The organism is Azospirillum palustre, from assembly GCF_002573965.1.
Taxonomy (GTDB): Bacteria; Pseudomonadota; Alphaproteobacteria; order Azospirillales; family Azospirillaceae; genus Azospirillum; species Azospirillum palustre.
The window spans coordinates 162,622-175,349 of the sequence record NZ_PDKW01000042.1 but is presented as its reverse complement, the minus strand read 5'-3'; the positions used below and the strand labels follow the sequence as shown (position 1 = coordinate 175,349).

7 protein-coding genes are annotated in these 12,728 nt (G+C 69.6%); 6 read left to right on the top strand and 1 reads right to left on the bottom strand.

The window, feature by feature from the left end; genetic code table 11:
- Positions 1 to 167 precede the first annotated feature (167 nt).
- From CRT60_RS18625 to CRT60_RS18615, 3 genes are all read left to right on the top strand, one after another.
- Complete coding sequence (locus CRT60_RS18625) at positions 168 to 1,331, top strand: aminotransferase (protein WP_098738054.1); 1,164 nt, start codon at positions 168 to 170, stop codon at positions 1,329 to 1,331.
- Between the two features lie 230 nt (positions 1,332 to 1,561).
- Positions 1,562 to 3,154 (top strand): sensor histidine kinase, encoded by a 1,593-nt coding sequence (locus CRT60_RS18620; protein WP_244592603.1) that lies wholly within the window; start codon positions 1,562 to 1,564, stop codon positions 3,152 to 3,154.
- A gap of 187 nt (positions 3,155 to 3,341) precedes the next feature.
- Positions 3,342 to 8,123, top strand: coding sequence for an alpha-2-macroglobulin family protein (locus CRT60_RS18615; RefSeq protein WP_244592602.1), 4,782 nt, complete (start codon positions 3,342 to 3,344; stop codon positions 8,121 to 8,123).
- A 58-nt stretch (positions 8,124 to 8,181) separates the two neighbouring features.
- Here the strand turns inward: CRT60_RS18615 and CRT60_RS18610 are convergent, their stop codons facing one another.
- Complete coding sequence (locus CRT60_RS18610; RefSeq protein WP_098738052.1) at positions 8,182 to 8,370, bottom strand: hypothetical protein; 189 nt, start codon at positions 8,368 to 8,370, stop codon at positions 8,182 to 8,184.
- A gap of 365 nt (positions 8,371 to 8,735) precedes the next feature.
- Here CRT60_RS18610 and CRT60_RS18605 point away from each other — a divergent pair, with 365 nt between their 5' ends.
- Genes CRT60_RS18605 through CRT60_RS18595 form a run of 3 tightly spaced genes read left to right on the top strand, consistent with a single transcriptional unit; the run spans position 8,736 to position 12,726 of the window.
- Positions 8,736 to 9,227 carry a MerR family transcriptional regulator gene (locus tag CRT60_RS18605; RefSeq protein ID WP_098738051.1) on the top strand — a complete coding sequence of 164 codons (492 nt, stop codon included), beginning with the start codon at positions 8,736 to 8,738 and terminating at the stop codon, positions 9,225 to 9,227.
- Positions 9,224 to 10,360 (top strand): thiolase family protein, encoded by a 1,137-nt coding sequence (locus CRT60_RS18600; RefSeq protein ID WP_098738050.1) that lies wholly within the window; start codon positions 9,224 to 9,226, stop codon positions 10,358 to 10,360. The genes CRT60_RS18605 and CRT60_RS18600 overlap by 4 nt, the downstream gene beginning before the upstream one ends.
- A gap of 26 nt (positions 10,361 to 10,386) precedes the next feature.
- Positions 10,387 to 12,726 (top strand): 3-hydroxyacyl-CoA dehydrogenase/enoyl-CoA hydratase family protein, encoded by a 2,340-nt coding sequence (locus CRT60_RS18595; protein ID WP_098738049.1) that lies wholly within the window; start codon positions 10,387 to 10,389, stop codon positions 12,724 to 12,726.
- The last annotated feature ends 2 nt before the right edge of the window (positions 12,727 to 12,728 follow it).

Genomic DNA, 12,728 nt, shown 5'->3' with positions numbered 1-12,728 from the left:
ATGCAACAGCCATACCATGGCCGTCTCCATCGCTCGGTGGGAGTCCAAACGATTTTGCCGACCGCCGACAACCGCTCCCCTGCGGTCTGCCCTGCGGAAGCGGGCACTGGACAGCGTCGCCCCGCAGCGGCCATCTTGTGCGTCCGTTCGCATGAGGAGGCTTTCCGGTGAAGTCGGGCAACGCGCTGCTGTCCAGCTATGGCACCACCATTTTCGAGGTCATGTCCCGCCTGTCGGAGGAGCATGGCGCGATCAACCTGGGCCAGGGATTCCCCGACGACCGCGGGCCGGCCGACGTGCTGCAAACCGCGGCCGATGCGCTGCTGACCGGGTGGAACCAGTACCCGTCGATGATGGGCACGCCCGATCTGCGTCAGGCGCTGGCCGCCCACGCCGGCCGCTTCTACGGGCTCGACGTCGACTGGAAGACCGAGACGATGGTCACCTCCGGTGCGACCGAGGCGCTGACCGCCTGCCTGCTCGGCCTGATCAATCCGGGCGACGAGGTGGTGCTGTTCCAGCCGATGTACGACAGCTACCTGCCCATCGTCCGGCTGGCCGGCGGCGTGCCGCGCTTCGTCTCGCTGAAGGCGCCGGACTGGAGCTTCAGCCGCGCCGACCTGGAGGCCGCCTTCTCCCCGCGCACCAAGCTGGTGCTGATCAACGATCCGCTGAATCCCGCCGCCAAGGTCTTCGACCGCGCCGAGCTGGAGCTGATCGCCGAGTTCGTGCAGCGTCACGACGCGCTGGCGGTCTGCGACGAGGTGTACGAGCACATCGTCTTCGACGGCCGCCGCCACATCCCGCTGATGACCCTGCCGGGCATGCGCGACCGCTGCCTGAAGATCGGGTCGGCCGGCAAGACCTTCTCGCTGACCGGCTGGAAGGTCGGCTACGTCACCGCCGCCCCGCACTTGCTGCAGCCGGTCGCCAAGGCGCACCAGTTCCTGACCTTCACCACCCCGCCGAACCTCCAGGCCGCCGTCGCCTACGGGCTGGGCAAGGAGGAGGGCTATTTCACCGGGCTCGCCGCCGGGCTCCAGGCCAAGCGCGACCGGCTGTCGGCCGGGCTCGCCTCGGTCGGCTTCGACGTGCTGCCCAGCGCCGGCACCTATTTCGTCGCCGCCGACATCTCGCGCTTCGGCTTCGACGGCGACGACCAGGCCTTCTGCCGCTGGCTGGTGGCGGAGGCGAAGGTCGCGGCCATCCCCGTCAGCGCCTTCTTCGTGGAAAACGCGCCGACCAACGTCGTGCGCTTCTGCTTCTCAAAGAAGGACGAAGTGCTCGACACCGCCATCGGGCGGCTGCGGGACCGTTTCGTGTCAAAATAGAAATCCACAGGCACAAATAGCAGGTAGACAAACAGTCCGGATATTTGACAAGTCTTAACCGATTGGCGCGATGATCGGCTCCACCCCCGCCGCATCGCGCCCGACGTTACGGATCGGCGCTGCGGACCGGATGCGGGGGGCGGTGGAACGGCGGAGCGCAGGGCATGCCACGTCTCCCGACCTTTCGGTTCCCCTCCGTCAGGGCGCTGTCCATCCGGAACGGCATCCTGATGGCAACCATCCTGGCGCTGGCCGGGGTGTGGGTCGGCTATGTCCTGGTGGCGTCCTCCATGCTGGACGGCCAGATGCGGGAGGCCATCGTCAACGCCCAGACGACGGCACGCGCCTATGAGAGCAGCACCAGCCGCACCGTGCACGACGTCGACACCACGCTGCGCTCCTTCGCCGAACGCTATGCCGAAGGCGGCTTGCCCCGCGCCCGCCGCATCATCGACGACGGCCTCTACGACACCGGCCTGATCCATCACTTCAGCGTCTTCGGTCCCGACGGCGCCCAGCTTTTCCGCAGCGAGGGCATGGGGCCGTCCGAAGGGCTGGAGGGCAGCGGACTGATCGCCTATCACCAGGGAGAGGGGCGGTCGCTGATGAAGATCGGCCTGCCCTTCAACGGCTCGGCGACCGGGCGGCCGCTCTTACGCTTTTCCCGGCGGCTGGAGGATGCGGCAGGGGACTTCGCCGGCGTGGCGGTCGCCAACGTCGATCCCGATTACCTCTCGGGCTTCTACCGGCAGGCCGATGTCGGCCGCAACGGGGTGGTCACGCTGGTCGGGCTGGACCGGATCGTCCGCGCCCGCGGCTCCAAGGACGGAAAGGATTCCGTCGGGGTCGACGGTTCCAACTCCAACCTGTGGGTGGCGTTGCAGCAGTCGCTGAGCGGGGTTTTCTGGCAGGACAGCATCGCCGACGGCATCCGCCGCGCCTACGCCTACCGGCCGGTCGAGGGCTACCCGCTGATTCTCGTCGTCGGCATCGCGGTGAAGGACATCGACGCCGCGGTCGCCGGCTTTCGCGGGCAGATGCGGATCATCGCGGCGCTGCTCAGCGTCTCCATCCTGCTGGTCGCCGCCTTCCTGCTGGTCCAGCAGCGCAACGCCGAACGGCTGGCGGCGGCGCTGGCTGTCAACCGCGATTTCCTCGCCCGCGTCAGCCACGAGCTGCGCACGCCGCTGAACGCCATCCTCGGCTTTTCCGAGATCATCAAGGACCAGATGTTCGGGCCGAACGCCGGGGATCGCTACGCCGACTATGCCCGCGACATCCACACCTCCGGCCAGCATCTGCTAACCCTGATCGACGACATCCTCGACCTGTCGCGTCTCCAGGCCGGCAAGTTCGCCCTGCTGATGGAGGATGTCGACCCGGTCGCCGCCGCCGAATGGGCGCTCCGCATCGTCGCCCCCCAGGCGGAGCAGAAGTCGATCCGGCTGGAGATCAACCGCCCGCTGTCGCCCACGCTGGTGCGTGCGGACGACCGGGCGCTGAAGCAGATGCTGCTGAACCTGCTGGGCAACGCCCTGAAATTCACGCCCGAGAACGGGCGCGTGCTGGTCAGCGTCGCGCGCGGGGTGAATGGCCGCTGCGTCGTCCGCGTCACCGACAACGGCATCGGCATGACGGCGGAGGAGTTGCGGCAGGCCTCCATCCCCTTCGGCCAGACCTCCGCCCTCACCACCCAGCCCGGCCGCGGCACCGGCCTCGGCCTGCCCATCGTCAAGTCGCTGATCGAGGCGCATGGCGGCAGCCTCCGCATCGACAGCCGGCCGGGCCAGGGCAGCCAGGTCACGCTGGAATTCGCCGCCTGACCCTGCCGCCGCCTCCCATTTCCGGCGCGCGATCAAAGCGATCTTCGTGCCGGCGCCGCAAAGCCATGGCGAAACCATTGCCGCTTGGGCATACTCCGCGCCGGTTTTATCCAGGTCCGAGCCGACGCCAGGGCTGCCCCCGGCCGCGTGCCTTCGGATCCACCCGCGGAATTGGGGCCTGTCTATAATGTTGCGTGCGCTGGCGCGTGTCTGTGCCGTTCTTGCCGCGTGCTCCGGCACGCTCACCGTATCCCAGACCTTCGCCGCCGACCCGCCGGCCGAGCCGGTGCCCTTCGGCGTATCCAGCGTCGAGGTGGTGGCGGAGCGCGATACGCCACAGGCCTGCTTCACCTTCACCGACCGGCTGGAGCGCTCGCGCGCCGTCAACTACCGCGACTATGTCACGGTGGAGCCGGCGGTCGACGGTGCCGCCATCGCCCGCGACCGCACGCTCTGCGTCGAGGGTCTGCGCCACGGCGACAGCTACCGCGTCACGCTGAAGGACGGGCTGCCCGGCGCCGACGGCAAGCGCCTACCGGCCGCCGACACCCGCGAGGTGCAGGTGCCCAACCGCAAGCCGTCGCTGGCCTTCCGCGGCGCCGGCTACATCCTGCCGCGCGTCGGCGCCGAAGGGCTGCCGCTGCGCTCGATCAATCTGGACCGGGCGAAACTCCAGGTCCTGCGCATCGCCGACCGCGCGCTGGTCGAGAAGATCTATTTCGGCCGCATCACCCAGCAGATGACCGATTACGACATCGGCGAGATCCTGGACAAGTCGGGCCAGGAGGTGTGGCGCGGCGAGATGGGCATCGGCAACCAGCCGAACCGCACCGTCACCACCGCCTTCCCGATCGACGCCGTGCTGGGCAAGCTCGACCCCGGCGTCTATGTCGCCATCGCCGGTGCCGACGAGATCAAGCCGGGTGGCTGGGACCGCAAGGCGACCCAGTGGTTCGTCGTCTCCGACCTCGGCCTCAACACCATCCTCGGCGACGACTCGCTGGTGGTGTTCTCCCGCTCCGTCCAGACCGCCGCACCCGCCACCGGGGTGGAACTGCGTCTGGTCGCCCGCAACGGCACCGAGCTGGGCCGCCTCCAGACCGGCGAGGACGGGCTCGGCCGCTTCGACCTAGCAGCATTGCGCGCCGCCGGGGCCGAGCCGGTCCAGGCGCTGTTCGCCGCGCGCGGCGACGGCGACTTCGCCGTTCTCGACCTGACCGCCGGCGGCGCCCCGCCGGCCGAGGCGCAGGACAAGCCGGTCGGCGTCGTCCGGCCGGCAGCCGGCGGACTAGACACCTATCTCTACACCGAGCGCGGCATCTACCGGCCGGGCGAGACGGTGCAGCTGACTGCCCTGCTGCGCGACGCCGACCTCAACCCGCCGCCGGCCGGCAAGCCGCTGACCATCCGCGTCCTGCGCCCCGACGGGCTGGAGGTGGAGCGGCGCAGCCTGACCGACAGCGGGGCCGGCGGCTATGCCACCCGCCTCGACCTGCCGATGAACGCCTATCCCGGCAACTGGGTCGTCACCGCCCATGCCGAGCCGGACGGTCCGGCCATCGGCAGGGTCGAGTTCCTGCTGGAGGATTTCGTGCCGCCGCGGCTGGACGTGGCGCTCGCCTCTCCGACGACGGAGCTGGCCTCCGACGGCGAGGCCGACATCGCGCTCGACAGCCATTACCTCTACGGCGCGCCGGCCTCCGGCCTGCCGGGCGAGCTGACGGTGACGCTGCGCGCCGCCAACAACCCCTATCCCAACCTGCCGGGCTATCATTTCGGTCTGGTGCAGGAGGAGGTGAAGCCGGCCCGCGCCGACCTGCCGGGCTTCATCACCGACTCCAACGGCTCCGCCCGCCTGAAGGTCAAGCTGCCGCGTCCGCCCGACAGCACCCGCCCGCTGGAGGCGGTGGTGCGCGCCACCCTGTTCGACATCGGCGGCCGCCCGGTCGGCCGCGATTTCGTGCTGCCGGTGCGCCACCAGCCCTTCGCCGTCGGCATCAAGCCGCGCTTCGAAGGCGATGGCGTGCCGGAGGGGGCCACCGCCGGCTTCGACGTGATCGCCGTCGGCCCCGACGGCAAGCCGACCGACCGCGCCGACCTCTCCTACGAGCTGTTCGAGGAGGAGTACGACTACGCGTGGTACGAGGCCAACGGCCGCTGGGACTACAAGGTCACGGTGAAGGACCAGCGGGTGACCGGCGGGTCGCTGTCGGCCCAGGCCGCCGCCCCGGTCTCGGTGGAGACCCCGGTCGCCGCCGGCCGCTACCGGCTGGAGGTGTTCGACCCCAAGACCGGCGTCGCCAGCAGCTTCCGCTTCGCCGCCGGCTGGTGGATGACCCCGACCGCCGGCGACCGGCCGGACGCGGTCGACGTCTCGGTGATGATGCCGGCCTACCGCTCCGGTGAAAGCGCCTGGGTCTTCGTCAAGCCGCCTTACGACAGCCAAGTGCTGGTGGCGGTGGCCGACCGCGGCGTCAGCTATGCCGTCACCCGCGCCATCGGTCCGCAGGGCGCCTTCCTGGAAATCCCGGTCGGGCAGGGCTGGACCAGCGGCGCCCATGTGCTGGCGACCGCCTTCGCCACCTCCGACCCGCAGTCGAAGAAGCCGCCGCGCCGCGCCGTCGGCCTCGCCTGGCTGGCGATGGACAAGGCCCCGCGCACGCTGGACGTCCGGCTCTCCGCCCCGGCGGAGACGGAACCGCGCCGCGCCATGACCGCCGACATCGCGGTGGATGGCGTCGCCGAGGGCAAGCAGGCCTTCGTCACGCTGGCCGCCGTCGACGAATCGGTGATGCAGCTGACCGACCAGCCGTCGCCCGATCCGTCCCGCCATTACCTGCGCAAGCGTCCGCTGACCGTGGAACTGCGCGATTCCTATGGCCGCCTGATCGACCCGGCCGGCCTGGACGCCGCCCGGCCGCCGGTGCAGCCGACGCCGCGCCTGCGCCAGATCTCCGGGATGGTTCCGCCCAAGTCGGAACGGGTGGTCTCGCTCTATTCCGGCATCCTGACCGTCGGTGCCGACGGCAAGGTTTCGGTTCCCTTCGACCTGCCCGATTTCCAGGGACGCCTGCGCCTGATGGCGGTGGCCTGGAGCGAAGGGCGGATCGGTCAGGCCGAAAGCCAGATGCTGGTGCGCGACGCGGTCGTCGCCGACGCGGTGCTGCCGCGATTCCTCGCCCCCGGCGATTCGGCGCAGGTCCTGCTGTCGCTCGACAACCTGAGCGGCCCGTCCGGCGATTACCGCATGACGCTGACCGCCGAGGGTGCTGTCTCCATCGTCCAAAGCGACTCGGGCAATGAGCTGGCCGTGCCGAAGCTGGTGCGCGGCAAGCGGGCGACCGCCGGCCGTGTGCTGACCGCAACAGCGGTCGGGGCCGGCCATGTCACGCTGGACGTCACCGGTCCCGATGGCGTGCGCGTCACCCGCCGCTGGGACGTGACGGTGCGTCCGGCCACGCCGCCGGTGTCGCGCCGCAACGTCGCCGCCCTGCCGACCGACAAGGGCCTGACCGTTCCGGCCGACATCACCGCCGGCCTGCGGCCGGAAACCGTCGCGGTCGGTGCGGAGGTCGCGCCGCTGCCGGATCTGGATGTGCCGGGCCTCCTCTTCGCGCTCGACCGCGCCGCCGCTGGTGGAGCGGAGCAGACCGCCAGCCGCATCCTGCCGCTGCTGTCGCTGAGCGACGTCGCCGCCGGGCTCGGCATCGCGCCGGAGGACCGCATCAAGGCGCGCGTCCAGCGCAGCGTCGACCGGCTGCTGACCTTCCAGCGCATCGACGGGGCCTTCGCCCCCTGGTCGCCGAAGGGCGATCTCGATCCCTGGCTGACCGCCTATGCGGTGGATGTGCTGGGCCGGGCCAAGGCGGCGGGCTACCGCATTCCCGACCAGCCCTACCGCAAGGGTCTGGACTGGCTGAAGCAGGCCATCGACAACGCCTGGGTCGAAACCGCCGACCTGCCGGGCCGGGCCTATGCGCTCCATGTGCTGGCGCGGGCCAAGATGATCGATGCCGGTGCGGTGCGGTACTTCCGTGAGAACTACTGGGACCGTCTGCCGACCGACTTCGCCCGGGCGCAGATCGCCGCGGCGGCCGCGGTGCTGGGCGACCAGCCGGGTGCTGCGGAAGCCTTCTCCAAGCTGTCCGGCGCCCGCATGGTGACCGCCGGCCTGCGCGACCAGGGATCCTCCCTGCGGGACGAGGCCGGCGTCCTCTTCCTGATGGCGGAGAGCGGCGCCGTGGAGCGCGACCGCATCTTCCAGGCCGCCGAGCGTGTGGCGAAGACCTTCGCCGCCGTCCGCACCACCAACCTGCAGGAGCAGGCCTGGCTGCTGCTGGCGTCCAAGGCGCTGATCGACCGGGCGGCTCCGATGAAGCTCGCCATCGGCGAGCAGACGGTGGAGAACGCCAAGCCGCAGATCCTGGCCGTCGATCCCGCCGCCCCGCCCGCCATCCGCAATCTGGGTGGCGAGGTCCGGCAGATCCTGTCGGTGACCGGTGTGCCCGACCAGCCGGCCGGCGCGGAGGAGCAGGGGATGACCATCCGCCGCCGCCTGTTCGACATGGCCGGCCGTCCGGTCGATCCGGCCGGCATCCGCCACAACGACCTGCTGGTGGTGATCCTGGAGGGCGAGGTCGGCGACCCGCTCGACCATTCGGTGCTGGTCAGCGATCCGCTGCCGGCCGGCTTCGAGATCGAGAATGTCCGGCTCGCCAACAGCGGCCAGCTCGGCAAGCTGTCCTGGCTCGGCGACCTGTCGTCGGTCCGCAATGTCGAGTTCCGCGAGGACCGCTTCCTGGCCGCCGTCGACCTGCCGAAGGCGGCCCCCCGCTTCCGGCTGGTCTATCTGGTCCGCGCCGTCACCCCCGGCGACTTTGCGGCCCCCGGCGCCCAGGTGCAGGATCTCCAGCGTCCCCACCTGTCCGCCCGCACCGCCGCCTCCCGGCTGCGCGTGCTGCCGGAGTGAGTCCAGGCAAAAGCGTAAGGGGCGCCGGCAACGGCGCCCCCAAACGAGCTGACGATGCCTAAAGGTAGCTCTGTTCGCCCCGGTGGCTGTCCCGCCGCCGGGCGAGCAGGGTCAATCCTGCGACCACCACGGCGAAAGCCAGGGTCAGCATCAGGTAAAAGGCCAATGCAAGGCCGACCGTCATGGTGCCGATCAGCACCATGGCCAGTATCCAGACGCCCAACGATACGATGGCGCGCGCCGACATGGGTTGTCTCCTGTCCCCTGTCCTGATCCGCCCGAAACTTTCAAAACCCGCCCGGAACCCGTTACGGCCTTCCGGCCGCCTGTTATTCGCCGTTGCCGCTTCCCACATCCGACAGAGGGAAATGGGGCGGACGCGTGCGTTCACCGCAAAGCCTGCCACAGCTATTGGGAGTGCCGGGGCGTGGCATCCTGTCACTGTGCGGGCGCGCCGCACCCGTTAGGGACTGAACTGTCGCCGTCCCAGGACCCTGCCCCAGCGCCCCGGCCTGCTGGCCTGCCAACTGGTTGGCGTGGTCAACAAGTCTGTTGACAGCAAGCGGCATCGACCTTACCTTTACGTAAACGTCAGGGAAGGGAGCAGGCGGAGTGGATCGGCTTTCGTTCGGCAACGGCGCGATGGAGACGGGGGAGGAGGGCGGCGATGGCTGCCAGCTCGGCCCCAGGCTCGCCATCGGCGAACTGGCCGGGGAGTTCGGTCTGACCCACCGCACCATCCGCCATTACGAGGATGAGGGGCTGCTGTCGCCGGAGCGGCTCGGCAGCGCCCGTGGCAGCGCGCGTGTCTACGGTCATCGCGACCGCGCCCGGCTGGCGCTGATCTGCCGGGGCAAGCGGCTGGGCTTCAGCCTGGCCGAGATCAAGGATTTCCTGAACCTCTACGACACCGACGACGCCCAGATCGAGCAGATGCGCTACATGCGCTCCATCGCGCGCCGCCGGATTTCCGCACTTGAACAGCAGCTTGCCGACGTCCAGCAGACGCTGGCGGAGCTGTGCACCATCGACACCCAGATCTCCGAGCATCTTCGCCGCAACGGCATCACGGAGACGCAGGACATGGAGGAGAAGCACTCATGAAGTCGGTCGTCATCGCCGGTTATGCCCGTTCGCCCTTCGCCTTCGCCCACAAGGGCGAACTGACCAAGGTCCGCCCCGACGATCTGCTGGCCCGCGTCTTCGCGGCGCTGGTCGAGCGCACCGGCCTGAAGACCGACGACATCGAGGATGTGATCGTCGGCTGCTCCTTCCCCGAGGGCGAGCAGGGCCTGAACGTCGCCCGCAGCATCGCCTTCCTGGCCAAGCTGCCGCAGACCGCGGCGGCCACCACGGTGAACCGCTATTGCGGCTCCTCCATGCAGTCGATCCATCAGGCGGCCGGCGCCATCCAGATGGGCGCCGGCGAGGTCTTCCTCTGCGGTGGCGTCGAATCGATGACCCGCGTGCCGATCATGGGCTTCAACCCGATGCCGAACCCGGCGCTGAAGGAGTCCTATCCGGAAGCCTATTGCTCGATGGGCATCACCGCGGAAAATGTCGCCCGCAAATACGCCATCTCCCGCGCCGAGCAGGAGGCGCTCGCCGTCGCTTCCCACGCCAAGGCGGCGGAAGCGCAGGCCGCCGGCCGCATGGCCGATGAGATCGTCGGCATCCAGACCCCGGCCGGCCTGATCGACAAGGACGGCTGCATCCGTCCCGGCACCAATGCCGACAGCCTGTCGGGCCTGAAGCCGGCCTTCACCGCCGACGGCACCGTGACCGCCGGCACCTCCTCGCCGCTGACCGACGGCGCCGCCGCCGTGCTGGTGACGACGGAGGAGTATGCCCGCGCCAACGGCCTGCCGATCCTGGCGAAGATCCGCTCCGTCGCCGTCGCCGGCTGCGCGCCGGAGCTGATGGGGCTGGGCCCGGTCCCGGCGACCCGCAAGGCGCTGGCCCGCGCCGGCCTGTCGATCAATGACATCGACATCATCGAGATCAACGAGGCCTTCTCGTCCCAGGCCATCGCCTGCATGCGCGACCTCGACATCGACCCGTCCCGCATCAACCCGGACGGCGGCGCGCTGGCGCTCGGCCACCCGCTGGGCGCCACCGGCGCCCGCATCACCGGCAAGGCCGCGGCCCTGCTGAAGCGCGAAGGCAAGCAGTTCGCGCTGGCGACCCAGTGCATCGGCGGCGGCCAGGGCATCGCCACCATCCTGGAAGCGGTCTGACGAACGGGATCGGGGAGGAAACGACCATGAAGATCGAACGCGCCGCCGTGATCGGTGCGGGCGTGATGGGCGCCGGCATCGCCGCCCATTTCGCCAACGCCGGCATCCCCTGCGTCCTGCTCGACATTGCGGCCAAGGAGGGTGCCGACCGCAGCGCCATCGCCAAGGGTGCGGTGGCGAAGCTGCTGAAGACCGATCCGGCGCCCCTGATGCATCCCAGGAACGCCAAGCTGATCACGCCCGGCAATCTTGAGGATGACCTGAACCTGCTGGCCGACGTCGACTGGATCGTCGAGGCCATCGTCGAGAACCCGGCGATCAAGGCCGACCTCTACAAGCGCATCGACCCGGTGCGCAAGGCGGGCTCGGTGGTGTCGTCCAACACCTCCACCATTCCGCTGGCGGTGCTGACCGAGGGGCAGGGCGAGCAGTTCCGCCGGGATTTCCTGATCACCCACTTCTTCAACCCGCCGCGCTACATGCGGCTGCTGGAGATCGTCGGCGGCGCCGACACCCGCGCCGATGCGCTGGCCGCCATCGCCGACGTCTGCGACCGCCGTCTCGGCAAGGGCGTTGTCCATTGCAAGGACACGCCGGGCTTCATCGCCAACCGCATCGGCGTCTTCTGGATCCAGGCGGCAGTGAATGCCGCGGTCGATCTCGGCCTGACGGTCGAGGAAGCCGACGCCGTCGGCGGCCGTCCGATGGGCATCCCCAAGACCGGAATCTTCGGCCTGATGGATCTGGTCGGGCTCGATCTGATGCCGCACATCGCCAAGAGCATGTCGGCCACCCTGCCGACGAACGACGCCTATCGCGGCCAGATGCGCGAACACCCGGTCATCACCAGGATGATCGCGGAGGGCTATACCGGCCGCAAGGGCAAGGGCGGCTTCTACCGCATCAACAAGGCGGGCGGCGGCAAGGTGAAGGAGTCGGTCGACCTCCAGACCGGCGAGTACGCCCCGTCGGAGAAGGCCCGGCTGGACAGCGTCTCATCCGCCGGCCGCGACCTGCGCAAGCTGTGCGAGCACCCGGACAAGGGCGGCCTCTTCGCCCGCCGCGTCCTGGCCCAGACGCTGGCCTATGCCGCCAGCCTGGTGCCGGAGATCGCCGACAGCATCGTCGCCGTCGATGAGGGCATGCGGCTCGGCTACAACTGGAAGCAGGGCCCGTTCGAGCTGATCGACCGGCTGGGCACCGACTGGTTCGCCGAGCTGTGCCGCTCGGAAGGCATCCCGGTCCCGGCGCTGGTCGAGACCGCCGCTGGCCGTCCCTTCTACCGGGTGGAGGGCGGCAAGCTCCAGCACCTGACCACCGCAGGCGTCTATGACACGGTGGTGCGTCCGGACGGCGTGCTGCTGCTGTCGGACATCAAGCGCGCCGCCGGCAAGCCGGTGTGGAAGAACGGCTCGGCCAGCCTGTGGGACATCGGCGACGGCGTGCTGTGCGTCGAGTTCACCAGCAAGATGAACGCCGTCGATGCCGACATCATGGCCGCCTACGAGAAGGCCATGCGCCTGATCGGCGACGGGAAAGGTGACTGGAAGGCGCTGGTCATCCACAACGAGGCCGACAATTTCTCTGTCGGCGCCAATCTGGGCCTTGCCCTGTTCGCGCTGAACATCGGCCTGTGGCCGCAGATCGAGGAGATGGTGGAGGGCGGCCAGCGCACCTACCGCGCGCTGAAATACGCGCCCTTCCCGGTGGTGGCGGCGCCCAGCGGCATGGCATTGGGCGGCGGCTGCGAGATCCTGCTGCATTCCGACCATGTCCAAGCCCATGCCGAGACCTATGTCGGCCTCGTCGAGGTCGGCGTCGGGCTGATCCCGGCCTGGGGCGGCTGCACCGAGATGCTGGCCCGCCATCAGGCCAACCCGAAGGCGCCGCGCGGTCCCATGCCCGGCATCGCCAAGGCCTTCGAGATCATCAGCACCGCCACCGTCGCCAAGTCGGCGGCCGAGGCCAAGGAGCTGCTGTACTTCCGCGCCACCGACGGCATCACCATGAACCGCGACCGCCTGCTGGCCGACGCCAAGGCCAAGGCGCTGGAACTGGCGGCGGACTACAGCGCGCCGGAGAAGTCCACCAGCTATGTCCTGCCCGGCCCCAGCGCCAAGGCGGCGATGGAGCTGGCAGTGGAAGGCTTCGCCCTGCAGGGCAAGGTCACGCCGCACGACACGGTGGTCTGCGCCGCCCTGGCCGAGGTGCTGAGCGGTGGCGAGGAGGCCGACATCTCCAAGCCGGTCGGCGAGGACCACATCCTGCGGCTGGAGCGCGAGGCGTTCATGGGTCTGGTGCGCACCGTCGGCACCATCGACCGGATCGAGCACATGCTGCTCACCGGCAAGCCGCTGCGGAACTGAGG